25 protein-coding genes are annotated in these 24,560 nt (G+C 69.9%); 9 read left to right on the top strand and 16 right to left on the bottom strand.

Annotated features, from left to right (window positions below; genetic code table 11):
* The first annotated feature begins 21 nt into the window (after nt 1-21).
* Genes ABT304_RS19815 through ABT304_RS19805 form a run of 3 tightly spaced genes read left to right on the top strand, consistent with a single transcriptional unit; the run spans nt 22 to nt 2,662 of the window.
* A complete protein-coding gene (locus tag ABT304_RS19815; RefSeq protein ID WP_350717747.1) occupies nt 22-828 on the top strand; it encodes a class I SAM-dependent methyltransferase in 807 nt (268 codons plus the stop codon).
* Between the two features lie 43 nt (nt 829-871).
* Nucleotides 872-1,612: a Clp protease N-terminal domain-containing protein gene (locus ABT304_RS19810; protein ID WP_350717745.1), complete on the top strand. Its 741-nt coding sequence runs from the start codon at nt 872-874 to the stop codon at nt 1,610-1,612.
* A gap of 60 nt (nt 1,613-1,672) precedes the next feature.
* Nucleotides 1,673-2,662, top strand: coding sequence for a hypothetical protein (locus ABT304_RS19805; RefSeq protein WP_350717743.1), 990 nt, complete (start codon nt 1,673-1,675; stop codon nt 2,660-2,662).
* A gap of 57 nt (nt 2,663-2,719) precedes the next feature.
* Here ABT304_RS19805 and ABT304_RS19800 read toward each other — a convergent pair whose 3' ends face one another.
* The 4 genes from ABT304_RS19800 to ABT304_RS19785 form a co-directional block, all read right to left on the bottom strand.
* Nucleotides 2,720-3,607, bottom strand: coding sequence for a hydroxyquinol 1,2-dioxygenase (locus ABT304_RS19800; protein WP_350717741.1), 888 nt, complete (start codon nt 3,605-3,607; stop codon nt 2,720-2,722).
* Nucleotides 3,607-4,659 carry a maleylacetate reductase gene (locus ABT304_RS19795; protein WP_350717739.1) on the bottom strand — a complete coding sequence of 351 codons (1,053 nt, stop codon included), beginning with the start codon at nt 4,657-4,659 and terminating at the stop codon, nt 3,607-3,609. The genes ABT304_RS19800 and ABT304_RS19795 overlap by 1 nt, the downstream gene beginning before the upstream one ends.
* Before the next feature lie 29 nt (nt 4,660-4,688).
* The gene (locus ABT304_RS19790; RefSeq protein WP_350717737.1) at nt 4,689-6,479 is read right to left on the bottom strand and encodes an FAD-dependent oxidoreductase; all 1,791 of its coding nucleotides are present in this window, start codon (nt 6,477-6,479) and stop codon (nt 4,689-4,691) included.
* A gap of 118 nt (nt 6,480-6,597) precedes the next feature.
* Nucleotides 6,598-7,449, bottom strand: coding sequence for an alpha/beta fold hydrolase (locus ABT304_RS19785; RefSeq protein ID WP_350717735.1), 852 nt, complete (start codon nt 7,447-7,449; stop codon nt 6,598-6,600).
* 120 nt (nt 7,450-7,569) lie between these two features.
* Between ABT304_RS19785 and ABT304_RS19780 the strand changes: the two genes are divergently transcribed.
* The gene (locus ABT304_RS19780) at nt 7,570-8,025 is read left to right on the top strand and encodes a nuclear transport factor 2 family protein (RefSeq protein ID WP_350717733.1); all 456 of its coding nucleotides are present in this window, start codon (nt 7,570-7,572) and stop codon (nt 8,023-8,025) included.
* A gap of 49 nt (nt 8,026-8,074) precedes the next feature.
* Nucleotides 8,075-9,304, top strand: coding sequence for an epoxide hydrolase family protein (locus ABT304_RS19775; protein WP_350717732.1), 1,230 nt, complete (start codon nt 8,075-8,077; stop codon nt 9,302-9,304).
* A 75-nt stretch (nt 9,305-9,379) separates the two neighbouring features.
* On the opposite strand, the gene ABT304_RS19770 is transcribed toward ABT304_RS19775, so the two are convergent.
* The 7 genes from ABT304_RS19770 to ABT304_RS19740 form a co-directional block, all read right to left on the bottom strand.
* On the bottom strand, nt 9,380-9,979 hold the full coding sequence (locus tag ABT304_RS19770) for a TetR/AcrR family transcriptional regulator (protein WP_350717730.1): 600 nt from the start codon (nt 9,977-9,979) through the stop codon (nt 9,380-9,382).
* Nucleotides 9,980-10,037: 58 nt separating this feature from the next.
* Complete coding sequence (locus ABT304_RS19765) at nt 10,038-11,063, bottom strand: branched-chain amino acid ABC transporter permease (RefSeq protein WP_350717728.1); 1,026 nt, start codon at nt 11,061-11,063, stop codon at nt 10,038-10,040.
* Nucleotides 11,060-11,926 carry a branched-chain amino acid ABC transporter permease gene (locus tag ABT304_RS19760; RefSeq protein WP_350717726.1) on the bottom strand — a complete coding sequence of 289 codons (867 nt, stop codon included), beginning with the start codon at nt 11,924-11,926 and terminating at the stop codon, nt 11,060-11,062. The genes ABT304_RS19765 and ABT304_RS19760 overlap by 4 nt, the downstream gene beginning before the upstream one ends.
* A complete protein-coding gene (locus ABT304_RS19755; protein WP_350717725.1) occupies nt 11,926-12,678 on the bottom strand; it encodes an ABC transporter ATP-binding protein in 753 nt (250 codons plus the stop codon). Before ABT304_RS19755 ends, ABT304_RS19760 begins: the two co-directional genes overlap by 1 nt.
* Nucleotides 12,675-13,412, bottom strand: a complete 738-nt coding sequence (locus tag ABT304_RS19750) for an ABC transporter ATP-binding protein (protein WP_350717723.1) — start codon at nt 13,410-13,412, stop codon at nt 12,675-12,677. Before ABT304_RS19750 ends, ABT304_RS19755 begins: the two co-directional genes overlap by 4 nt.
* Nucleotides 13,409-14,701: an ABC transporter substrate-binding protein gene (locus ABT304_RS19745; RefSeq protein ID WP_350717722.1), complete on the bottom strand. Its 1,293-nt coding sequence runs from the start codon at nt 14,699-14,701 to the stop codon at nt 13,409-13,411. The genes ABT304_RS19750 and ABT304_RS19745 overlap by 4 nt, the downstream gene beginning before the upstream one ends.
* Before the next feature lie 236 nt (nt 14,702-14,937).
* Nucleotides 14,938-15,912 carry a helix-turn-helix domain-containing protein gene (locus ABT304_RS19740; RefSeq protein ID WP_350717720.1) on the bottom strand — a complete coding sequence of 325 codons (975 nt, stop codon included), beginning with the start codon at nt 15,910-15,912 and terminating at the stop codon, nt 14,938-14,940.
* Nucleotides 15,913-16,060: 148 nt separating this feature from the next.
* On the opposite strand from ABT304_RS19740, the gene ABT304_RS19735 reads away from it, so the two are divergent.
* Entirely contained in the window at nt 16,061-16,591 is a 531-nt protein-coding gene (locus tag ABT304_RS19735; protein WP_160026024.1) for a Dps family protein, read from the top strand.
* 189 nt (nt 16,592-16,780) lie between these two features.
* Here ABT304_RS19735 and ABT304_RS19730 read toward each other — a convergent pair whose 3' ends face one another.
* From ABT304_RS19730 to ABT304_RS19715, 4 genes are all read right to left on the bottom strand, one after another.
* Nucleotides 16,781-17,983: an NAD(P)/FAD-dependent oxidoreductase gene (locus ABT304_RS19730; protein WP_350717718.1), complete on the bottom strand. Its 1,203-nt coding sequence runs from the start codon at nt 17,981-17,983 to the stop codon at nt 16,781-16,783.
* The gene (locus ABT304_RS19725) at nt 17,980-18,342 is read right to left on the bottom strand and encodes a non-heme iron oxygenase ferredoxin subunit (protein WP_350717716.1); all 363 of its coding nucleotides are present in this window, start codon (nt 18,340-18,342) and stop codon (nt 17,980-17,982) included. Before ABT304_RS19725 ends, ABT304_RS19730 begins: the two co-directional genes overlap by 4 nt.
* 86 nt (nt 18,343-18,428) lie before the next feature.
* Nucleotides 18,429-19,292: an alpha/beta hydrolase family protein gene (locus tag ABT304_RS19720; RefSeq protein WP_350717714.1), complete on the bottom strand. Its 864-nt coding sequence runs from the start codon at nt 19,290-19,292 to the stop codon at nt 18,429-18,431.
* Nucleotides 19,293-19,483: 191 nt separating this feature from the next.
* A complete protein-coding gene (locus ABT304_RS19715; RefSeq protein ID WP_350717712.1) occupies nt 19,484-20,653 on the bottom strand; it encodes a glycoside hydrolase family 19 protein in 1,170 nt (389 codons plus the stop codon).
* A 165-nt stretch (nt 20,654-20,818) separates the two neighbouring features.
* On the opposite strand from ABT304_RS19715, the gene ABT304_RS19710 reads away from it, so the two are divergent.
* The 3 genes from ABT304_RS19710 to ABT304_RS19700 all read left to right on the top strand — a co-directional run bounded on the left by ABT304_RS19710 (nt 20,819) and on the right by ABT304_RS19700 (nt 24,019).
* Complete coding sequence (locus ABT304_RS19710; RefSeq protein WP_350717710.1) at nt 20,819-21,979, top strand: ROK family transcriptional regulator; 1,161 nt, start codon at nt 20,819-20,821, stop codon at nt 21,977-21,979.
* Between the two features lie 73 nt (nt 21,980-22,052).
* On the top strand, nt 22,053-22,463 hold the full coding sequence (locus ABT304_RS19705; RefSeq protein ID WP_350717708.1) for a hypothetical protein: 411 nt from the start codon (nt 22,053-22,055) through the stop codon (nt 22,461-22,463).
* Complete coding sequence (locus ABT304_RS19700; RefSeq protein ID WP_350717706.1) at nt 22,463-24,019, top strand: multicopper oxidase family protein; 1,557 nt, start codon at nt 22,463-22,465, stop codon at nt 24,017-24,019. The genes ABT304_RS19705 and ABT304_RS19700 overlap by 1 nt, the downstream gene beginning before the upstream one ends.
* On the opposite strand, the gene ABT304_RS19695 is transcribed toward ABT304_RS19700, so the two are convergent.
* The gene (locus ABT304_RS19695; protein WP_350717704.1) at nt 24,020-24,406 is read right to left on the bottom strand and encodes a DoxX family protein; all 387 of its coding nucleotides are present in this window, start codon (nt 24,404-24,406) and stop codon (nt 24,020-24,022) included. It abuts the gene before it with no gap.
* Between the last annotated feature and the right edge of the window lie 154 nt (nt 24,407-24,560).

Here is a 24,560-nt window from a genome sequence, read left to right as displayed (position 1 = left end):
GCGTCAACCTAGAGTTGACGCATGGTCACTTCTGGATCCGAAGCCGCTCACCGACAGCGACAGATGGCCGAGTCGTTCGGCGCAGACGCCGACCGTTACGACCGAGCGCGGATGGCCTATCCCGACGAGTTGATCGCCCGCATCCTGGAGCTTTCCCCGGGGCCCGACGTGCTGGATGTCGGGTGCGGGACCGGGATCGAGGCCAGGCAGCTTCAGGCGGCCGGCGCGAGCGTGCTCGGCGTCGAGCCGGACGCGCGGATGGCGGCGTACGCACGTTCGCGCGGGCTCGTGGTGGAGGAGTCACGGTTCGAGGACTGGGATGCCGCAGGGCGTACGTTCGACGCCGTAGTCGCGGCGCAGGCCTGGCACTGGGTGGACCCGGTTGCCGGCGCAGCGAAGGTGAGCGATCTGCTCCGTCCCGGCGGGCTGTTCGCAGCCTTCTGGAACGTCTATGAGCCGCCCGCGCCGGTTGGCGACGCGCTTCTCGAGGGCCTGAAAGAGGTCGTTCCCGACCTCCCTCTCGGCCTGGGCGCCATGAAGCAGGCGGACAAGACGTACGAAGAGGGTGCCCGGCAGGTCGGCGAGCGCTTCGTCGAGCGCGGCGGGTTCGCCGAGCCGGAGCCGTGGCGGTTCTCGTGGTCGCGTGACTTCACGCGCGAGGAGTGGCTCGACTTCGTGCCGACGCAGGGCTTCCTCACCCGGCTCTCCCCCGAACAGTGTGCGCCGGTACTGGAGGTGGTCGGTGCGGCCATCGACGACCTCGGCGGGAAGTTCACGCTGAACACCGTCACGGTGGGAATCGCGGTCCCACTCCGGCGCGTGCCATGACCCGACAGTTCCCATCAGCAGTTCCGATCATCTTGGAGGACACATGACCACCACCCCAGACCCCGCGCTCAAGGCCGTACGCCTCGACACCCTGATCGACTCGATCAAGAAGGCTCGGACCGAGCCCCTGGACCAGCTGGCCGACGCGATGGTGGTCGGCGAGCACCTGGGCGAGGTGGCCGACCACCTGATCGGGCACTTCGTCGACCAGGCCCGACGCTCCGGCGCCTCCTGGACCGAGATCGGGACCCGGATGGGGGTGACGAAGCAGGCAGCCCAGAAGAAGTACGTCCCCAAGGCCGGCGAGACGGCGCTCGACCCGAACGCCGGGTTCGCGAAGTTCACCCCGCGCGCTCGCACCGTCGTCGTCGCCGCCCAGGGGGAGGCGCGGAAGGCCGCGAACGCGGAGACCGGCGTACCTCACCTGGTGCTCGGTCTTCTCGCCGAGCCGGAGGGCGTCGCGGGTCACGCGATCAGGGCCCAGGACGTCACTCTCGACGCCGTGCGCGCCGCGGCGACCGCCGCCACTCCGGAGCCCTACGGCGAGGTCGGGGAGATGATCCCGTTCACCGCCGACGCCAAGAAGGTGCTCGAGCTGACCTTCCGCGAGGCGCTGCGGCTCGAGCACTCCTACGTCGGCACCGAGCACATCCTGCTCGCCCTGCTCGAGTACGAGGATGGCGCCGGGATCCTCCACGAGGCCGGGATCGAGAAGGCGAGCACCGAGCAGACCATCGCCTCGATCCTCGACTCGCTCAAGGTCGACTTCGACCCGGGTACCTGATCTGAGGGACCGCCGGCACGAGCAAGCAGCACGTGCCGGCGGTCCCGATACGTTCCGAAGATGTCCCGCCGCTTCGCCCGACTCGTTCTCGGCATCGTCCTGGCCGTCGCGGTCCTCAACGTGCCTGCCGCGGTGACGGCACCGTCGGCGGAGGCGGCCTGTCGGCCGGCGCTCAAGTCGCTGACGCTCGCCAGGAGCACCGTGGCCGGAGGAACGTCGACCACCGCCACGATCCGCCTCACCTGCCGGACTCCTCGGCGCGCCAAGGTGCAGCTGTGGGCCAGCACGGGCATCCGGGTGCCGGCGTACGTCTATGTCGCCGGCGGCCGGAGCACGCGCGTCGTCACCGTCCGGACCTCACCCACGACGGTCCGCAGCAGCGGCCGGGTCAAAGCGGTCTACCGGCAGGTGGTACGCCGCGCGGCACTCGTCCGCACGGTCACCCCGTGCTACCCGACGCCGGTGCCCACCGCGGTGGCGTTGCCCGCGTACGTCCACGCCGGGCAGAGGGCCACCGGGACGGTCACGCTCGACTGCGTGGCCCGCACCTCGCTGGCCGTGAGCCTCACCTCGAGCTCGTCGTGGGTGACGGTCCCGGGCACGCTCACGATCCTGGCCGGGCGGCGTACGGCGTCGTTCACGGCGGTCACGAAGGCGCCGGCGGTCGGGACCCTGCCCGCGTTCAACGTGACGATCAGGGCGACCCGGAACGGGAAGAGCGCCGCGCGGGCGATGCAGGTCCGGCCGGAGATCCGGGCGTTCCGGGCCGGCGACCGGTTCACCGTCAACGAGCCGATCCTGACACCCGACGGGCCCGACGGGTGGGTGTCAGGCACCCTACGGATCACCCTGGACCATCCGGCGCCGCCGGGCGGGCTCGACGTCAAGGGCTCGGTCGTCCCCGAGGGCCGGACCTGGACCGAGGTGCCGATCCATCTCGACTCGTATCCGCCCGACTCCCGCGTGGCCGACCACCTCACGATCACCGACTCCGCCGGCAACGTCCTGCTCGACGAGGACTTCACCTACATCGTCCATCCGGCTCCGTGAGGGGGTCCCTGGCGTGCCGGGGCAACACCCCTGTGCCCGAAGCACGCCAGGGACGTATCAGGCGCCGGCGGGCGCGAGGACGATGTCGAACCGCACCTTCGACCAGGTGCCGTCGACGTCCCGTCCGTCCGGCGTCGGCGTCCCGGTGGCCTGCCGCTCGAACCTCTTGATCAGCGACTCCTTGACGCCGAAGACGGTGTCCTTCCAGCCGATCGGGTCGCCCTCGGGGAAGATGTGGGTGACCAGCGTGCGGCAGCCCTCGTGGGTCACCATGAAGTGCAGGTGCGAGGCCCGCAGCGGCGAGCGCCCGACCGCGGCCAGCATCTGGCCGACGGGGCCGTCGTCGGGGATCGGGTACGGCGTGGGCGTCAGCCCCCAGAACCGGTAGCCACCTTCGGCGTCGGTGAACAGGTGCGCCCGGGCCGCCCTGGCGCCCGCGTCGCGCTGGACGTCGTAGAGCCCGTCCTCGTCCGCCTCCCAGACCTCGATCCGTGCTCCGACCAGCGGTTTCCCGTCGGTTCCGGTCACCGTCCCGGTGACCCAGCACGGCTCGCCCGGAGCACCGAAGGCCATGTCCCCACCCAGCTCGATCGCCGGGGAGTCCTCCACGAAGAACGGCCCGAAGACCGTGGCCTCGGTCGCATCGGCGTACGCCTGGTTGTTGATGTTGATCGTCTGCATCGAGGCGCCGAGGGTGTCGGAGAGGAGGATGAACTCCTGGCGTACGTCATCGGTGATGTGGCCGGCCCTGGTCAGGAACTCGATGGCCGCGGCCCACTCGTCCTCGGTGAGGCGTACGTCGCGGATGAAGGCGTGCAGGTGGCGCGTCAGCGAGACCATGACCTCCTTCAGGCGCGGGTCCTCACAGGCGTCGAAGGACGCGACGACGGTGTCGACCAGGGTCTGCTCGACCGCCTGCTGCTGGGGTGAGATCTCGGTGGCCATCAGCTCTCCTCTCCCGCCCACGCCGCGGTCAGCAGCGCGGTCAGGTTCTTCTCGGTGACCGGGGTCGGGTTGTTGTCGGGGATGGCGGCCATGATCGGCGCGACCGCCTTGGCGATGCCGTTCTCGGGCATGCCGTAGTCCTTGAGCGCCGTCGGGGCGCCGAGCGTCGTACGCAGCTCAGCGAGCCCCTCCACTGCGCCGGCTGCCCCGAACGCCGCCGCCATCCGTACCTCCGCCTCCGGGGCGGACGGCGCGTTGAAGGCGAGCACGTGCGGGAGCACGACCGCGTGGGTCTGGGCGTGCGGCAGGTTGAACATGCCGCCGAGCACGTGGCAGATCTTGTGGTGCATCCCGGAGCCGGCGGACGTGAACGAGACCGCCGCCAGGTAGGCGCCGTAGAGGGTCTGCTCGATCCCCTCGACGTTCGCCGAGTCACGCGCGACCAGCGGCAGTCCGGTCGCGAGCCCCCGGATCCCCTCCGCCGCGAAGACCTGGTCGATGGGATCCACCCGCGGACCCCACATCGCGTCGACGCAGTGCGCGAGCGCGTTCAGGCCGCTGGCGACGGTCATCTCCCCGGGCAGCGTGGTCAGCAGGGAGGCGTCGTAGACGACCGACCGCGGCAGGACCCGGGCGTCGATGCCGGTCGTCTTGGTCTCGCCCGAGGTCAGGCCCCAGACGTTGGTCGCCTCGGACCCGGCGTACGTCGTCGGGACCGCCACGATCGGCAGCCCCGTGGTGAGCGCGACGGCCTTGGCCAGGCCGGTGGTCGAGCCACCGCCGACGCACACCAGCGCGTCGACGGCGGCCTCTGCCGCCCGCTCACGAGCCCGCTCGGCGACCTCGACCGGCACGTGCATCACGACCTCGTCGTGATGCAGCGCGACCGGTACGTCGGCCGTCACCCGGGCGGCGAGCTCGGCCTCGCGCGCGCCGGCGATGACCATCACCCGCCGCGCACCGAGCTCGTCGATCTCCGCTGCCACCGCGGCGGGCGCCTCGCCGGTGGCGAAGCGGACCCGCTGCGGCAGCGACTCGTGCATGAACTTCATCGAATCCCCCCGTCAGGCCCCGGAAAGGGTCAGGCCTTGCCCAGCAGCGTCGCGACCGCCTCGCCCAGCGCGGCGCCGGGGTCCTCGGGAAGCGACATGGAGCGCCAGGCGATGTGCTTGTCGGGACGTACCAGGATCGCGCCCGACTCCTCGACCTCGCGGAGCTTGGCCCAGTCGAAGTAGAGGTCGGTGACCGCCCGGCCCGGGCCGATGACGACGGTCTGGAGCGGGATCCCGAACTTCGTCCGGGCCGCCTCCGCCGCGTCCTCCCACGCCTCGCCGGCGACGCCGGTGATCAGCGTCCACTGCGTATAGGGGGCGAGGTCGAGCATCGCGTGCTTCTCGACGTTGTCCCCGACCCAGGCGTGCGGCAGGTGAGCACCCGGAGAGGTCGACATCCGGTGGTAGAGGTCCTCGTCGTCGGTCGGCGCCGGTCGGGTGCCGTCGGAGACGACCGCACACGACTCGTAGAACTGGCCGAGCTCGACGCCGTGGGCGTTGAACTCGTAGTTCTTCCGCTCCATCGCGGTGACCAGCGCGGCCCGCTTGGCCGCACCCTCGGGAGTGTTGGCCTTCCGCTCCTCGATGGCCTTGGCCATCTCCTCGCCCTCGAGGCCGACGACGCCGAGCGCCTCGAAGAGCTCACCGAACTCGCGCGCGGACTGGTTGGCGCGGGTGACGATGCGCTTGGCGACCGGGGCACGCTCGGCGGAGTAGGACTCCAGGAGCGACGGCTCGGCATAGCCCTGCAGCACCGCGGCGAGCTTCCAGGCCAGGTTGTAGGAGTCCTGGATCGAGGTGTTGGAGCCGAGACCGTTCGACGGCGGGTGCCGGTGGATGGCGTCGCCGGCGCAGAAGACGCGGCCCTTCTGGGCGTGGGTCGCGTACATCTCGTTCACGCCCCACAGCGAGTAGCCGGTCACGTCCGGCTCCAGGTCGGGCATCCCGAGCAGGTCGCGGATGACCTTGACGGCGTACTCCTCGGTCAGCTCCGGCGGCGGCTGGTTGATGTCGTAGCCCCACACGATCAGCCACTCGTCCCAGGGGCGGACCATCCGGACCAGGCCGGTGCCGATGCCGCCGACGTTCGAGCCCGGCTGGATGACCCAGTAGAGGACCGACGGGCGGTGGTCGACGAGCTCGGAGAGGTCGGCCTTGAAGGTGATGTTCATCGAGCCGGCGATGTCCATCGCACCCTCCATCGGGAGGTCGATGTCGCCGCCGACCTGGGTGCGAGCGCCGTCGGCGCCGATGAGGAACTTCGACCGGATCTTGTACTCGTGACCGGTCAGCCGGTCGCGGGCGATCGTGGTGACGCCGTCCTCGTCCTGGACGTGCGAGACGTACTCGGTGGAGAACCGCGTCTGGGAGCCGCGCTCGGTCGCGTTGCGGACCAGGATCGGCTCGAGGTACGTCTGCGGGATGTCGACCGTCAGACACGGGGAGGCGAGCTGGTAGTCGGCCTCGCGGTCAGGGCGCGTGCCCCAGGTGCGGATGCGGCCGATCTCCTCGCCGGCGATGCTCGTGCAGAATACGGTGTCACCGACGAGCTCGTGCGGGGTCGCGTCGGCGAGCACCTGCTCCTCGATCCCCAGGTCGCGGAAGATCTCCATCGCGCGCTGGTTGGTGATGTGTGCCCGCGGGGTGTTCGCGGTCCAGCGGTACTTCGTGATCATGATGTTGTCGACACCGAGCTCGCTCAGGAAGAGCGCGGCGGACGCGCCGGCCGGGCCGGATCCCACGACGAGGACGTCGGTGGTCACGACATCCTCGGTCTCGGGAACCTCGGTCTCTTTCTGACCGTCGTCGAAGACTGGCATGTTCCTCACCTTTCCGAGGCCGCGGCGGGGTGTGGGATCGCAGCCTCAGGGCGAGTCTTGCGGCCCGCTCGGGCCGCATCAAAGGTGGGGTGCCGGGTTGGCGGAAATGGGTACGCGACTAGCGCACGAGCCACTCCTGGACGGCCGCGATCGTCGAGTCCGGCTGGCGGGCCCACTTGAAGTGGTCGATGCCGGGCTCGTCCAGATGGACCCTCGCGACGTCGAGCCCGGGCATCCGCCGGTGAATCTCATCGACCGTCGCGCTCGGGGCCAGCCAGTCGCCCTCGATGGAGACGATCAGCGCGGGCTTCTTCAGGTCTCGCATCTCCGCGGTGACGTCGCGGGCCGGGCTGCCGAAGCGGAGCCGGCCGGTGCGGGCATACCTGGCCCATTCCCTCATCAGGGTGCGGGCCTCGCGCCCGGCGAACTTGAGCTGCTTGCCGGGGAAGTGGCCGACGACGCGGCCGATGAGGCCCATCGCCTGGCTGGCGACCAGGAAGCCCGGGCCGTAGTTGCGCCAGTAGGGCGTCTGCGAGGCGACGTAGATCAGGCCGGCGACCCGGTCGGGGTGCAGCGCCGCATAGGCGCTCGCGGCCTGTCCGCCGAGGCTGTGCCCGAGGACGTACGCCGCACCGGCCGAGGCCGGAACCAGCTCGCCGAGCCGCTCGACCGCGGCGGCGATGTCGTCGACCAGGTCGGCGTAGCCGAAGTCGTAGGACCAGCCGGCGACCCGCCCGCCGAGCTCCTCATGGCCACGCTGCTCCATCCGGCCCACGTTGATCCCCGCCTCTGCGAAGGCCACGATCAGCTTGTCGTAGTAGCCGGCTGGCATGCCCATCGCGGGCACGACCAGCACGGTCGGCGCCTCGGGGTCGGCCGCACGGACCACGGTCAGCGTGAAGCTGGTGCCCTCGGCACGCTCGATTCCGTACGCCTCGGGGGTGGTCGTGGGGGTCGAAGTCTCGGTCACCCTGCGAATGTTACCCGCCAGTAGGGCTTCGCCGTCACTCCGCCGTGATTCTGGACTTGTGGGTCCATTTTTTGAGAGTCATCCTGTTTGGACCAAGTAGTCCACACAGGAAGGAATGTCATGGACACCCTCGACCGCCTCGCCATCACCGAGGACGTACGGCGCCTCATGGCTCGCTACGTCCGTTACGCGGACAACCAACGCTGGAACGATCTGGCGAACCTGTTCACCGAGGACGGCACGTTCACCCCGCACAAGCCCGATGGATCGGTCTGGCTGCACATGAGCGGCCGCGACGAGATCGTCTCGACCGTCGGCGCCAGCGGCGGCCCCGGCGTCACCCTGATCCACCACGTGTTCTCCGACGAGATCGACGTCGACTCCGCGACGAGCGCCCAGGGCGTCTTCGCGATGGAGGACATCGTGACCCGGCCCGAGGACGCCGAGGTGTCCGAGGCCATCCCGTTCCGCCGCATGCACGGGTTCGGCCACTACCACGCCCGGTTCGTCAGGACCGACGGCTCCTGGCGGATCGCCGAGCTGACCCAGACCCGCGTCCGGCTCGACTTCAGCTGACCCTCACCCGACCTTCATCCCGACCTTCACCCGGAAAGCAGCACACACCATGAACAAGACCACCGAGCTCACCCCCTTCAAGATCGACGTCGCCCAGGACGCCCTCGACGACCTCCGGGACCGCCTGAAGCGGACCCGCTTCTTCGACGACCTCGACAACGAGGAGGGCTACTACGGGATCAGCACCGCCTACCTCAAGCCTCTGATCGAGTACTGGGCCGACGACTTCGACTGGCGCGCCCAGGAGGAGCGGCTCAACACCTACGACCGGTTCCAGGTCGACATCGACGGCACGCCGGTGCACTTCGTCCACGTCCGCGGCAAGGGGGCCAACCCGATCCCGCTGATCATCCACCACGGCTGGCCGTGGCCCGGGGAGTTCAGCTACCAGCTCATCGGGCCGCTGACCGACCCCGCCGCCCACGGCGGCGACCCCGCGCTGTCGTTCGACGTGATCATCCCGGATCTCCCCGGCTTCGGCTTCTCGACGCCCGTCGGCCGAGGCGATCTGAACTACTGGAAGATCGCCGACATCATGCACACGCTGATGACCGAGGTGCTGGGCCACGAGAAGTACGCGGTGGCCGGCTCCGACTACGGTGCCCTCGTCACGAGCGCGCTGGGCCACAAGTACGCCGACAGCATCATCGGCCTCCACTTCGGCCATGACCTCCCGCCGGGGATGTTCGAGAACGAGCGGTTCTGGGACCTGACCGACGGCGCCAAGACGCCTGACGACGCCCCGGAGGAGTGGCGCGCCGGTTGGAAGTACTTCGTCGACACCTACGCCTCACACGTCGCGGCGCACATGCTGGACGGCTCGACGCTGACCCATGGTCTCAACGACTCACCCATCGGCATGCTCGCCTGGCTGCTGAAGCGCTGGAAGTCATGGAGCGACAAGCATGGCGACTTCGAGGAGGCGTTCTCGCGTGACTTCATCCTCACCCAGGCGACCATCTTCTGGGTGACGCAGTCCATCGGCACCTCCATCCGGATGTACCGGAACGCGGAGCGCTATCGGTTCGTGCCCTCTCACGACCGCCAGCCCCTCGTCCAGGCGCCTGCCGGCTTCACCTTCCTGCTCGGCGACGCGTACCCGCCCGCCATCGACACCGTCGAGGACCGCATCGCCTACTTCGAGAACGGTCCGACCCGCGACCTGTTCAACGTCGTCAACGTGAACGCCCACGTGAAGGGTGGTCACTTCGTCCACTACGAGAATCCTGAGGCCTTCGCCTCCGACCTCCGGGAGACCTTCCGCAGGATCCTCGGCTGACCTGCCCACCCGCCCCGATCCGCGCAGCCTTGGCTACCGCGGGTCGGGGCGACGGCGGGTGCGGTCGACGGCGGCCTACGCCGCGACCGGTCCGGAGTCGCGCAGGTGGCTGATCAGCAGCGTCAGGATCGCTTCCAGATGGTCGGTCCGGCCGGTCACCTGCAGCACCGAGACACCGCCTTGGATACCGGCGATGATCGCTGCCGCCGTGCGCCCGGCATCGAGCTCGGCGCTCACGGACCCGTTCGCCTGCATCGTCTCGATGCCGCGCTGCACGTAGTCCTGCCACCGACGGATCAGCGTGGTCGAGACCTCGGCAGCCCCAGGAACGCTTCCCACCTGGTTCATCAGCGCTGCCAGCGGACAGTTGACGCCCTGCGCCTTGTAGCGCGCGATCACTGCCTTGCGCCAGCGGTCCCAGGCGGCCCACGAGTCGAGCTCGCTGAGGTGCGGCTGCTGGTCGTCGATCACCCGAGCGGCCTCGAGGCGGGCGACCTCGAGGAACAACTCCTCCTTGCCGCCCGGGAAGTAGTGGAAGATCTGGCTCTTGCTCGTCTGGGTGGCTGCCCGGATGTCGTCCAACGTCGCGTTCCCGGGATCGGTGCCGCGGAGGTAGGCCGCCGCGCCCTCGAGCATCCGCTGGCGCGTGGCCATGCCCTTGGTCGTGAACGCCATGTCTCGAGCCTACCTCGAACCAGTACCCGCTAGTCCAAAATCACTCGAAATCCACAGACTAGGGCCCTTGTGGAGAACCCTGTGGATAAACCGTGTGACCGATCGGGAAGACCTCGTAGCGGCCCCGGGCCGCGAGCCCCCACAACCCGCGCGGAGCCAACAGCACGACGGCGATCGCGACGGCGCCGAGCGCGACGAGATACCAGGTGCCGTACGAGTCCAGCAGCTGCTGGAGCGCGAAGAAGATCACCGCGCCCAGGATCGGGCCCTCGATCGTCCCCAGCCCGCCGATGACCACGATGAAGATCATGAAGGCGGTCCACTGGACCGAGAACATCGAGTCCGGCGAGACCCGCAGGCCGTTGACCGCGATCAGCGCCCCCGCCAGGCCGGCACCACCGGAGGCGGCGACGTAGACGAGCCGCTGCGAGCGCCGCACCGCGACCCCAAGCGACGCCGCCGCCACCGAGTCGTCACGGATCGCGGTCAGACCGAGGCCGACGCGCGAGCGCATCAGGACGTACGTCGCGAGCACGACGAGCACGGCCAGCGCGAGCGCCAGGTAGTAGACGGTGGCGATCCGGGTCACCCGGTCGACGCCCTGGAAGGCGGTGAGCGAGAGGCCGGAGCCGCCGCCGAAGCCCGGGAGCTCCTGGGTGACCAGCTTGAAGACCTCGGCCACCACCCAGGTGCCGATCGCGAAGTAGCCTCCGACCAGCCGGAACAGCAGGAACGAGGTGGGGATGGCCAGCGCGGCGCAGACTACGCCGGCCGCCACGACGGCCACCGGGACCGGCAGCCCGACGACGTCGGCGAGCTTGATCACGCCGTAGCCGCCGGCACCGATGAACGCCTGCTGCCCGATCGAGACGAGCCCGCCGTAGCCGGCCATCAGGTTCCAGGTCGTGCCGAGGATGATCAGCGCGAAGAGCGTGACCAGGTTGGTCACGTCACCCGGGCTGAACACGAACCACGGTGCCGCGGCCAGGAAGACCACGATCGCGGCGAGGACGCCGCCACCTGCGAGCGAGGGCCAGCCGCCGCGTACGACCTTCAGGTCTTGTCCGGCGAGGGTTGTGCTCATGCGACGACCGCCTTCGGGAGCAGGCCCTGGGGCCGGAACAGGAGTACGACCAGGAAGACGAGGTGACCGGCGAGGACGCCGTAGGCCGGGTCGATCTGGGCGCCGACGGTCTGCGCTACGCCGAGCACGAGGCCGCCGAGGAGGGTGCCCCACAACGAGCCGAGGCCGCCGATGATGACCGCCTCGAAGGCGAAGATGAGGACCAGATCCCCGTACGTCGGGCTGAACTGCGTCGACATGCCGAGGAAGACGCCGGCCAGGGCGACGGTGCCGATCGCGATGGCGGTGGCCAGGGCGTACATGTGCCTCTCGTCGATCCCCATGAGCGTGGCCGCCTCGGGGTCGTCCTTGGTCGCGCGCATCGCGCGGCCGATGCGGGTGTGGGAGAGGTAGAGCTGCAGGCCGACGATGACGCCGACCGCCACCACGAGCGTGATCAGCGAGAAGACACCGAGACGCAGGCCGCCGAGCTCGACGGACGAGGTCGACAGGGTGCCGATCGAGATCTTGCGGGAGTCGGCGGTGAAGATCTCCTGGAGCAGGTTGGCGCCGATGACGGCCAGGCCGAACGAGACCAGCAGCGGCGACAGCTCTCCGTGGCGCAGCGCCGGGTTGAAGAGGCCGCGCTGGATCGCGTAGCCGACCGCGGCGAGCACGGGGATCACGATGACGATGGTGAGGAACGCCGGCATCCCGGTCTGCTGGACGAGCCAGTAGGCGAGGTAGGCCGAGGCGACGGCGAGGACGCCGTGGGCGAGGTTGACGATCCGCATCACGCCGAAGATGAGGCTCAGACCGCAGGCGAGGAGTGCGTACTGCCCGCCGAGCAGAAGTCCCTGGAGGACCGCGTTGATCCAGTCCATCAGCCGACCTCCTGCTCGTCGATCCCGAAGTACGCCGCCTGGACCTGCTCTCGGGTGACGTCGGCCGCCGCGCCCTCGAGGACGGTACGGCCCTCGAGCAGGCACTGCACCCGGTCGGCGACGGTGAGCGCCTGGGTGAGGTCCTGCTCGACCACGAGCACGGTCGTTCCCTTCGCCGTGATCGTGGGGAGCGCCTTGTAGATGTCGGCGATCACGACCGGGGCGAGGCCGAGCGAGACCTCGTCGAGCAGGAGCAGCTTCGGGTTGGACATCAGCGCCCGGCCGATGGCGGTCGCCTGCTGCTCGCCACCGGAGAGGTGGGCCCCGCGGCGCGTTCTCTTCTCCGCGAGCAGCGGGAACGCGTCGTAGACGGTCTGGAGGTTCCAGGGCCCGGGGCGGCGTCCGTGCGCGCCGACCTTGAGGTTCTCCTCGACGGTGAGGGAGGCGAAGATCCGGCGTCCCTCCGGCGTGAGCGCGATGCCCTCGCGGACCCGCCGATGGGCAGGGGTGTGGGAGACGTTGTGGCCGTTGAAGCGGATCTGGCCGGCGGTCGGGCGGAGCAGGCCGGCGATCGTCTTCAGCAGCGTGGACTTGCCGGCGCCGTTGGCACCGATCACGGCCAGCGTCTCGCCCTCGGCGACCCGGACCGTGATGCCGTGCAGGGCGCGGAAGTCGCCGTAGGCGACGTCGATCGCGTCGACCTCGAGCAGGCTGGTCACGGCGCCGTTGGTCGCTCGCTCGCGCTCGCTCATGGGGTGTCGCCTTCCAGGTCGGGGGAGCCGAGATAGACGGCGGCGACCGCGTCCGAGGCCATCACCTCGCGCGGGTCGCCGGTGGCGACGACGTCGCCCTGGGCCAGGCACATCAACCGGTCCACGACCTGCAGCAACGCGTGCACGATGTGCTCGATCCAGACGACGCCGGTGCCACTGTCGCGGATCGCCGAGATGGTCTCGATCAGCGCCGGGAGCTCGTGCTCGGTGAGGCCGCCGGCGATCTCGTCGAGGAGCAGCAGCCGCGGCTGGGTGGCCAGCGCGCGGGCGAGCTCGAGCCGTTTGCGATCGAGCAGCCGCAACGAGCCGGCCCTGGTGTTGGCGAGGTGGGCGAGCGAGGCCGTCTCCAGCGCCTCCCAGGCCTGCGCGTTGGCCTCCTTCCGGCGCGTACCCGCACCGAAGGTCGACCCGACCAGCACGTTCTCGAAGACGGTGAGCCCGTCGAAGGGGCGGGGGACCTGGAACGTACGTCCGATCCCGAGGGCCGTACGCCGGGCCGCCGGCATCCGGGTGACGTCGGTGCCATCGAAGCGGATGGTGCCCGCGTCGGCCGGGAGCGTGCCGGTCACCAGGTTGAGCAACGTGGACTTGCCGGCGCCGTTGGGCCCGACGATGCCGAGCGCCTCGCCCTGTTCCACGTGGAACGAGACCGAGCGGGCCGTGACGACCTGGCCAAAGGACTTGGCCAGGTCGTCGACGAGGAGCAAGGTCACTTGAGCGCCTCGGGCTCGCCCCCGAGAGGTACGTCGGGAGCCAGCGAGTTCTGCACGACGACCAGCTCGAACGGGTGCTCCCCGCCCTCGACCTGGCGCCACTGGCCACCCGCGAGCGAGGTCTTGGCGACGTACGGCGGGACGTTCGCGTCCTTGCCCCAGGCGACGTCACCGACGACCGTGGAGACCTCGAGCCCGGCCAGCGCCTTGGTGATCGCGTCGGCGTCGGTCGAGCCGGCCTCGGTCACCGCCGCGGTCGCGACCTCGAAGAGCGCGTGCGCGAAGCCCAGCGGCTGGGTCCACTGCTTGCCGGTCTTCTCCTCGTACGCGTCCGCCAGCTCCTGCGCGGACTGGCCGGTCAGCGAGGACTCGTAGGGAGCGGTCGGGGTCCACCACACCTCGGTGGAGAGGTTGTGGGCGATCGGGCCGAGGGCCTCGACGCTGCTCGGGAAGAGGAGCGCCTTGCCGATGGTGGCGACCTTCGGGTTGTAGCCCTGCTGCTTCGCCTGCTGCCAGAACGTGGTGAAGTCCGGCGGGATCGGGACGCCGACCAGGACGTCGTGGCCCTTGTAGGCGCTGATCTGCGCGGAGAAGTCCTTGGTGCCGTTGGGGTAGTTGCCCGGGTTGTCGATCTTCACGCCCGACGCCTCGGTCAGCGCCGGGAAGTTGGCGCCCCAGGCCTCACCGTCGGGGTCCTTCGGGAACAGGCCGCCGGCCTTCTTGTTGTTCGGAACCTTGCCCCAGATGTCGGCGTAGACCGTCGCGACGTCCTCGAGACCCCAGAAGAAGTGGTAGCTGTACTTCAGCTCGGCCGGCTTGTCGCCGCTGCGGATCGCGAACGGCTGCCACGGGGCGACCGTGGTGATGCACGGGATCGAGTTGGCCTCGCACTGCTCCGAGACCGGGTTGACGATGTCGGGGGTCGAGGAGGCGACGATGATGTCGGCGCCGTCCTTGTTGATCAGGTCGCCGGCCACCGCCCCGGCCTTCGTCGTGTCGCTCTGCGCGTCGCGCACCACGATCTCGACGTCGAGCTCCTTGTCACCCACCTTGACCGGGTGGTCCTTGAAGTAGGCCTCCATCTCGTCGACGACGAAGCTGTTCGCCTCGCCGAACGGCGCCGAGGAGCCGGTCTCGGTCGAGACGAACCCGATGGTGAGCGTCTCCTCGCCGCCACCGCCTTCGTCGTCGATGCCGCCCGACCCGCAGGCCGTCAAGGTCAGCGCCATCGCTGCGACACCGGCGGCTGCCAAGCTCAGGCCGCGTCCGGTGGTGAGTCCGTTGCGCACGTACGTCTCCTTAGAGAGTGTGGGGTGTTCGAGAGTGTCGTCCGCCACCGCCCCTACAGGTGGGAAGCAGGGTCTGGTTGGCGGAAAATCGCATGGAAGACCTATCGGACTTTTGGTGGACTTGTCACCCTTTCGCGCCGAGAAGTCAGGTACGTCGGCCGAATTGGCACGCGAACGACCACTCGGCCGACGCGCCTGACGTCTCGGCCGACGCGCCTGACGTCTCGGCTGCGGGGTTAGGCGCGGGCGGCGCGGCGTACGTCTCCGGCGGAGACGCCGAAGCGCTTGCGGAAGGCCTGGGAGAAGTACGACGCCGAGGTGAAGCCGCACCTCTCGGCGACGTCGACGGTGCGGATCGTCGGGTCCGAGCCGGTGGCGAGCATCGCGTAGGCGAGCTCGAGGCGGCGGCCGAGGATGTGGCGGGGGACGCTGGTGCCGGCGTCGGCGAAGAGCCGCGACAGGTGGCGCTCGGAGATGCCGGCGCCCGCGGCGACAGTGGTGGCGGAGAGGCCCGGGTCGGCGAGATGGTCCTCGATGAACGCCTTCGCCGCCGCTCTGTGGGCCGTGGCCAGCGAGACCTTCCCGGCGGTGGCGATCACCGAGATCAGGTCGAGCACGGCGCCCTCGTCGGCCGGCACCGGGTCGTGCGGCCGCAGGGCGCGGCCGACCATCTGCACGAGGGCTCGGCCGTGCGGGTCCTGGTCACGGCCGGCGTCGAGGACGAGCGGCGACGGCATCGACGCCATCCCGGTGCGGGCGGCGAAGGCGTCCACCGGGACCTTGACCGCGAGCTCCTCGAGCCCGTGCCCGAAGCCGCGCAGGAAGGGTGCGTCGACGTCGCACACGATCAGCTGTCCGGGCCGGATGACTTTGCGGCGGCCGGCGTACTCCAGGATCGCCTCGCCGCGGAGGCTCGCGTAGACGGCGATCGACCGGGCGGGGATCTCCCTGACGAGGCTGGCCGGCCGCTCGACGACGTGGCGGGTGGCTCGGACCCGCGCCAGATGGATCTCGTCGAGCTGCAGGTTGACCTCCTGCGCGTCGAACCCGTGGCCGTCGATGGGCCGACAGGAGAGCGCGACCAGGGCGCTGGCGTTGTGGCGTTCCCAGGCCTCGACCTGCGCGTCCTCGTTCAGCCGGCTGGTCTCGAAGACCTCCGGGCGGGGAACCCGCGCGAGGAGAGGGGCTGGATCGACTCCGGCTGGCGGCACAGGCCGACTCTACGGCGTTGCGGGTGCCGCCCGCGATGCCTTCGTGACGACTTAGGGAAGACTTACCTTTCTGGAATGGTTCAAGAAAAGGTGGCACAGTGGGTGTCACCACGAAAGACCCACATCAATCCAGGGGGATACACCGAACATGGCTACGCAGACCGCCACGAGCAGCGCCACCCACACCTCGCACCCCGCGTTCATCCCGAGCCCGGCGTTCGCGACCCAGATGCAGCGCCTGCTCGTCGATCTGACCGAGCTCAGCCTGCAGGGCAAGCAGCTGCACTGGAACGTCGTCGGCAAGAACTTCCGCGACATGCACCTCGTCCTCGACGAGGTCGTCGACGCCGCCCGTGACTTCACCGACGAGGTCGCCGAGCGCATGCGCGCGCTCTACATCCTCCCCGACGGCCGCACCGGCACCGTCGCCGAGGACACCACCCTCGCGCCGCTCCCGGCGACCGAGGTCGACACCGCGACCGCCGCCGACCTCGCCGCCGCCGCGCTCTACGCCACCTCGAAGACCGCTCGTGACATCCACGACGACATCGACTCCGAGGACCCGACCACCGCCGACCTGCTGCACGCGATCATCACCCGCGTCGAGCAGCTGGCCTGGTTCATCGACTCCGAGAACCGCGTCGCCAACCAGTCCAAGCCGGCTCAGCTGACCGTCTGAGATCTTTCCCTGAGGACGGCGTCCCGCGAGCTGCTCGCGGGGCGCCGTTCTTCGTTGTGCGCGAAGTGACGCCGAGTCGGCCCGCCCTCACCGTAAAACCCGTCGAGTCGGCTCGTTCAAACGCGCCGACTCGGCACGAATCTCAGTCAGAACGAGCCGACTCGGCGCGAATCTCGTCGGGCAAGGTCGCTATCGACGCAGCAGGGTTCGGAGGCTCTTGGTCGGATCCGCAAGATCAGATGCGCGTACGTCGGCAGCACGATCGATCAGCCGGCGCGCGGCTCTCGCGGCGTTGGGGTCCTCGACCGCGACCGCGCCGATGACGCGCTGGCCACGGAGAGTGAACACAGCGAACGGCGGCTCGCCGAGGGTGCCGCGTACGACCGTCTGATGCTCGGCATCCGGCGACCGCATCTCGCCGACTCCCTCGACATGGAGGCCGTAGCGGTCCGACCACCACCAGGGCGCGGTGGCGGGCGGGGGCTCGGCGTCAAGGATCGTCGCCGCCGCCCGGGCGCCGTCCAGCTGGGCTGCCTCCCAGTGTTCGGCTCGGTGATGGTCGCGGAGGCGGGCGCAGTCTCCGACCGCGAGCACTGACGGGTGGCTGGTCACCTGACCGGAGTCGACCAGGATGCCGCGCGAGGTCTCCAGGCCGGCAGCCTCGGCGAGCCCCGTTTCGGGGACCAGGCCAACGGCCAGGAGCACGGCGTCGAACACGCGCGAGTCCGGCTCACCCTTCAGCTGCGCCGCAACTCCGGCTGGAGTCTCCAGCAGCGTCTCGACCGTGGTCGTCAGCGCCTCCACACCGTGGTCGGCGTGCAGGCCGTGCAGCCACCTGGCCACCTCGGTCCCGACCGCAGCGGCGAGAGGCGGATCGAGCGGATCGACCAGCACGACCTCGGCCCCCAGCCCACGCGCGGTCGAGGCGACCTCAGCGCCGATCAGCCCCGCACCGACGATCAGCAGCCGGGCCCCGGGCACCAGCTGCGTACGCAGCCGATCGGCGTCAGTGACCTCCCGCAGCACGTGGCTCGGAGAGCCGAGCGCCGGCCGGGCCGCACGACCGCCCGTCGCGAGCACGATCCTGTCGGCGGTCAGTACCCGTCCGTCGGCGAGCTCGACCTCGCCGGCGTCCGGGCGAATCGCCACCGCGACGGCTCCCCCGACCAGCGAGATCTTCTGGTCGGCGTACCACTGCGAGGGCTGCAGCGCGATCGAATCGAGGTCGCGGCGGCCGGCGAGATACGCCTTGGACAGGGGCGGGCGGTCGTAGGGGACCGCGTCGGCCGACACGAGCGTCAGCTCACCGGCGTACCCGTTCTTCCGCAGGTCCGCGACCGTCGAAACCCCGGCGATACCGCCACCGACGACGAGGACCGACGAGACCGTCACGGACGCTCGTTCGGGAACAGGTAGACCTCCCCGTCACGCACCTCGACGCGGTGCGCGACGGTGTCGCGGGTGGCGGGGAGTCCGTCGACCTTGCCGGTCTTGAGGTTGAACCGCGAGGAGTGCAGCGGACACTCGACGTCGCCGTCCTCGACCCAGCCCTCGGCCAGCGAGGCGGTCTCGTGGGTGCAGGTGTCGTTGAGGGCCCAGCAGGTGCCGTCGTCGTCGCGCAGGATGGCAATGTCGTCCTCGGTGCCGGTGATGTCGGAGGAGATGGCGATCCCCTCGCCCTCCGGGATGTCGTCGACGGACGCGACGCGGATGCCTGTGCTGCTTCCGCCGTTTCCACTATTTCCGGTCATGCCCCCATCTTCCAACGTGGGTGCAGAAGAACCGGCCACCTCCCCCGAGGTGGCCGGTTCGATTGCGTACGTCCGGGGCCGACGGATCAGTCCGGGCAGGTGTTGCGGTAGTCGGACAGGTTGATCGAGGACGGTGCCGGGCAGAGGAACTGCGAGTAGCGGGTGTCGTCGTCGACGTACCTCTTCAGCCAGGTGACGAACAGGCGTCCTTGCCAGTCGTCGTCGGTGTTGGCGATGAAGTGGTCGCCGTTGTTGATCTCGCCGTACGCCTTCTCCCGGGCCCCGGTGGCCGAGGTGTAGAACGGGATGGAGTGCGAGCTGACCGGCGCGACGCTGTCGTTCTCCGCGCCGATGATCATGGTCGGGATCTGGATGCCGGGCCAGGTCTTGTCGGTGTGCCAGGGCTGCAGCGCGACCGCGGCCTTGATCGAGGAGTCCTGGTTGGCCGCCGCGAGCGTGCCACCGCCGCCCATGGAGTGGCCGGAGACCGCGATCCGGGACTCGTCCAGACGCGAGGCGACCGTCGAGGAGGCGTTGTTCTTCAGATAGGAGACCGCAGCCAGGATCTGCGAGCCGCGGCTGTCGGGCTGGTCGTAGCGGGAGTTCGTGTCGATCGCGAAGACCACGAACCCGTGCGAGGCCACCCGGCGAGCGACCGCGGAGTAGGACGACGAGGAGGCCGTGTAGCCGGGGGCGAGCACGACACCGCCGAAGGTCCCCGCGGTGGTGGAGGTGGGGTAGTAGATCGTCCCTCCGCCGAAGCCGGTCACCAGCGAGGAGACCGAGGCGGTGGAGAGGGAGAACGTGCCGTTGTCCAGGACGCTGGCCGACGTCGGGTCCGGCCCGCGCTCGTAGGGGCTCTCCGCATCGGCCGGCGCTACCAGGCCGAAGAGGGGGAGAGTGACGGCCGCGGCGACCGCGGCGATTCGGAGAGAGAGTGATCTGAGCACCGAGCATGCTCCTTCGTCCGTCCGGCCCCGGGCTGTCCGGGGATCCGGTTGCTACTCGAAGGTAGGGGCGCAGCCGAGCGGCCGACACCGGCACGGAGGCAGAACCTCATTGGGCGCTTGTCACAAAACAGAAACACGACGGCGTACGCAGGTCGGGCTGCGTACGCCGTCGGTTTCTGTGCGGGATGTCCTCAGCAGTACAGGTTCCCGCCCGGGTCCACCCCGAGCAGCGAGGTCACCTCGGTGTAGTTGTCGACGCGACTCTGCACCTGGGCCGGGTTGCCACCGTTGCACTCGATGGCGCCGTTGATGGACCGGATGGTCTCGCCGAAGCCGGCGCCGTTGACCATCGCCGCGTGCGGCGTCATGGTGCCCGGGCCGTTCTGGGTGTTCCAGTACCAGAGCCCGGTCTTCCAGGCGACCGCCGGATCGGTGGCGACCAGGTTCGGGTTGTTGAGCAGGTCGATCCCGAGCGCGTCGCCGGCGGCCTTGTAGTTGAAGTTCCAGCTCAGCTGGACCGGCCCGCGGCCGTAGTACTGGTCGTTGCCGGCCGGACAGCCGTAGGGCTGGGACGTGTCGCAGTAGTGCGGGTAGTTGGCCTCGTTCTGCTCGACGACGTAGAGCAGGTCACCGGTCTCGTGGGCGACGTTGGCGATGAACGCGGCAGCCTCGCGCTTCTGGGTCGCCTCGTCCCCAGCATTGGTGAATTCCGGATAGGCGCTGAGCGCCTCGACCAGGCCCGCGTACGTGTAGAAGGGGTTGCGGTTGGGGAAGAGCTGGTTGAACTGCTCCTCGCTGACCGGGAACTCACCGGCCACCGGTGCCGGCGTCTCCGGGTCGGTGGCGGTGCCGCCGATGTTCACGTCGATGCAGGCGTAGAAGGCGTTCGCCGTGTCGGCGACGTTCCAGACCGCGAGGACCTTCTGCCGGCCGGTGAACGACCCGAAGTCGACCTGGTGCTCGACGGTCGCCGGCGGCTGCGCGCCACCGTCGTCGAACTCGGCGATCTTGGTGCCACCGATGAAGTACTGCCAGGTGCTGGTGCTGTGCCGGGCGCTCAGTGACCAGGTGAACGTCTGGGTCCGGCCGACGGGCGTGGCCTGCCAGTTCTTGGAGTCGTCGTCGAGCTCGGCGAACCTCGAGTTGCCGCCGGAGCAGCTGGTCAGGCCCTTCGGGCCCTCGACACTCTGGGGTTCGTACTTGATGTCCCCGCACTCGACGGTGCCGGCAGCACACTGGGCCTGCCTGCTCGGGGGGTTCGAGATGTAGCCGTGCGCACTTGCGGGGCTCGTCGGCAACATGGCCAGGACGGGCGCCAGCAAGATCCCGCCGAGAACGGCGATCTTCGTGGTAGTACGCATTCCAAACTCCTTGATGGGGGTTGAGAAGGATGGCGATCGAAGCCCCACTGTAAGGTTCCTTTACAGTTAACGTCTAGACCCTGCGTGGACAAACCCCGGCACGAGCCCTGCAATTGTTAGGTTGCTTTCCGTACGCCACCCCGACCCTCGAAAGGAGCGCCGCCGATGTCGAAGCCGCCCAAGACACACCTGATCCGCGACACCAACGACCGCGCGGCGCTCGACCTGATGCTCTCGAACGGGCCGGTGACGAAGACCCGGCTCGGCGAGCTCGTCGGCCTCTCGAAGGTGACCGCGGGACAGCTGTTGACCCGGCTCGGCGAGCGCGGCCTGGTCGAGGTCGTCGGGACCCAGCAGGGCGGTCGCGGCCCCAACGCCGCGCTCTACGGCGTGGTCCCGTCGGCGGGCTATGTGGCGGCCCTCCACATCGGACCCGACCAGATCACCGCGTCGGTCGCCGACATCACCGGCACCGAGCTGGCCACCGGCGCGCTCGACCCCCACGAGACCTCCGACCCGGTCGAGGCGGTCCGGGCCACCGTCGCCGACGCCACCCGGAGCGCCGGCATCACGATGACGCAGCTCCGCTGCCTCTCGATCGGTACGCCCGGGATGGTCGACCCGCGCACCGGCGACTTCCGCTTCGCCAACGACCTGCCGGACTGGCGCGCGGGCGTCCTCCAGGACCTCCGCCGCAGCTTCCAGCGGCCGATACTGATCGAGAACGACGTCAACCTCGCCGGGCTCGCCGAGCAGTCCGCCGGCGCCTCCCACGGCGTCAAGGACTCGGTGCTCGCCTGGATCGACCGGGGCCTCGGTCTCGCGGTGATCGTCGACGGCCGCCTCCACCGCGGCGCCGGCGGCGGTGCCGGCGAGATCGGCTATCTGGCGGTTCCAGGCGCCTCCACGCCCCACGGCACCGACAGCCCGCAGCACGCGGCCTTCCAGTCGCTGGTCAGCGTCGAGGCCATGGACGTCCTCGCCCGGGCGTTCGGGCTGAAGGGCAGCGGCGTGGAATGCGTACGCGCGGCCGCCGGCGGCGACCCCGACGCCGAGCCGTTCCTCGAGGAGCTGGCCAGGAGGCTCGCCCTCGGCCTGGCGGGCATCTGTGTCGTGCTCGACCCCGAGCTCTGCGTGCTCGCGGGCGAGGTCGGACGCGCCGGCGGGCCGGTCCTGGCCGCCCGCGTGCAGAAGGCGATCGCCGCCCTCGGCCCCAACGTCCCGACCGTCGTCCCCACCGAGATCTCCGGCGACCCCGTGCTCCGCGGTGCCCTCCAGATCGGTCTCGACACGGCCCGCGACGAGGTCTTCACCCACCAGGGCTGACCCCGACGAGGATCCGCCGACAGTCAGGGGAACGCCCGATGCCATAGGTACCGCGGCTACATATCGTCGTGGTGTGACCACCACCCAGACACGCGAGCGCCGACCACGGGTCAGCCTCTTCTGCTTCCGAGCCGTCGCGGTTCTGACCGCGCTCTTCGCGATCGGGCAACCGATCTTCATCGGCTCCTACTTCGCCGGCACCTTCGAGGCGTTGGGCCTCCACTCCGCGGGTGCGGTCGCACTGCAGGGCCTCGGCCTGCTGCTGCCGATCGCCGCATGCGCCGTCGTGGCGATGCGCGGGCGCTGGTGGTTCCTCATCTGGTCGGTCGCGCTCTTCTTCCTCATCCACGTCCAGGCGATCCTCGGCTACACCCGGGTCCTGCAGCTGCACGTCCCGGTCGGCGTCCTCACCGTCGGCATCGCGGTGGCCGTGGCCATCGCCGCCGTACGCCGCGGCGCCGGCAGCCCGCGGGAGGTCCGGTGATGAGGATCGGACGACGCACCCTCCTCGGCGCCGGACTGGCTGCCCCGATCGCCGGATCGCTGGCCGCGTGCGGCGAGGCCCCCGGGCAGACCGGACGGATCCTGCGCAGCGCGGCACGGCTGCCGAAGGCGTACGAGACTCCGTTGCCGCTGCCGCCGGTCAAGCGGCCGTCGGGCGAACTGATCGAGATCGCCCAGCGCACCGCGTCGGTGGAGATCCTGCCCGGGCTGCGGACCGAGATGATGACGTACGACGGGGTCTTTCCCGGGCCGACGCTCGAGACCCGCCGCGGCGAGGCGGTGACCGTGCGCCACACCAACGCCCTCACGCTGCCGACCGCGACGCATCTCCACGGCGGGCACACCCCGGCGAAGAGCGACGGCTGGCCGACGGATCTGCTGCTGCCTCCTGGCTTCGAGTCGGACCACGCCCACCACGCCGGTCACGGGGGTGGCCACGAGGCCATGGCCGACCCGAAGGCGCAGGTCACGACGGGGAAGCGGGACTACCGCTATCCGCTCGAGCAGCCGGCGACGACGCTGTGGTACCACGACCACCGGATGGACTTCACCGCCCCGCAGGTGTGGCGGGGGCTGGCCGGCTTCCACATCATCCGCGACGACGAGGAGGACGCGCTCTCGCTGCCACGGGGCGAGCGGGAGATCCCGCTGATGATCGCCGACAGGGCTTTCGACGAGGACGGCACGCTGCGCTATCCCGCGCTCGACCCGGAGCTGCTCGGCGAGCCCGGCGTCGAGGACCGCTACATGGCCGGCGTGCTCGGCGACGTCATCCTCGTCAACGGCGCCCCGTGGCCGGAGGCGGAGGTCGACGCGGCGCAGTATCGGCTGCGGCTGCTCAACGCCTCCAACGCGCGTCGCTACGCGCTGAGCCTGCGTACCTCCGACGGACGGCCGGTGGCGTTCACCCAGATCGGCTCCGACGGCGGGCTCCTCGCGGCCCCGGTCGAGCACGGTGAGATCACGATGGCCTCCGGTGAGCGGTTCGACGTCGTCGTCGACTTCCGGTCGCTGGCGCCGGGCACGACGGTCGAGATGCGCAACCGTCTCGGCACCGGCCGCACCGCCCAGGTGATGCGGTTCCGCATCGCCCGGCGCGCGGCCGACGACGTCCGGCTGGCGGAGCGGCTCGCCGACGTACCCGAGCCCGAGGCGCCCGACGGCGCGGTCGTCCGCAGGTGGCACTTCCGCCAGGCGAAGGTGCACGGCCGCCGGGGCTGGGGGATCAACGGCAAGCCCTTCGACCCCGCGGTGCCGCAGGCCCGGGTGCCGCTGGAGTCCACCGAGATCTGGGAGTTCTTCACCGACGCGCACCACCCCGTCCATGTCCACCTCTCGCCCTTCCAGGTCCTGCGGCGCGGCAACCGCGGCCCGGGTCCGATGGACCTCGGCTGGAAGGACACCGTCGACGTACGCCCCTACGAGGCCGTCCGGGTCAGGGTGAAGTTCGAGAAGTACGCCGGCCGGTTCCTGATCCACTGCCACAACCTGGAGCACGAGGACATGGCGATGATGGCCGGCTTCGAGACGGTGTGATCAGGCGGTGAAGGGGACCCAGGCGAACCGGCCGATCGCCACGAAAGCGGTCAGGGCGAGGTAGGTCGCGTCCACCAGCGCGGCCTTCGTCTCGCCTCTGCGGATCCGCAAGGTCACGGCGCCGACCATGATCAGTGTCAGCCCGCTTGCCGCCAGCGGCACCAGGATCGGCGCGATGTCGAGCAGGGCGGGCAGGATCAGACCGATGGCGCCGAGGATCTCGAGGCCGCCGATGGTCTTGAGGGTCGCGGGCCGGAAGTCGAGGACCCAGCGCGAGGCGTCGCCCATCGTGGCCATCCTCTCCCTGGGGACCAACAGCTTTCCGAAGCCGGAGAGCAGGTAGATGGCGGCCATCAGGCCGGCGACGATCCATAGTGCGATGTTCATGAGTCTTCTCCTGGGCAGAATCGATGAGGTCTGTGGCCGCGGGGGGGCCCGGCCGGGGCCGCGCCGGCCCCCGGACCGCGGGGGGGGGCGTCTGGGCGCGCGGGTAGAATCCCCCCGGCCGCGGCGGGGTAACCGAGTGTCGCTTTGAGACGGG

This window comes from Nocardioides sp. NPDC000445 (assembly GCF_040300245.1).
GTDB lineage: Bacteria > Actinomycetota > Actinomycetes > Propionibacteriales > Nocardioidaceae > Nocardioides.
Note: the sequence above shows the minus strand (reverse complement) of the source record. Positions and strands in the feature narration are given on the sequence as shown.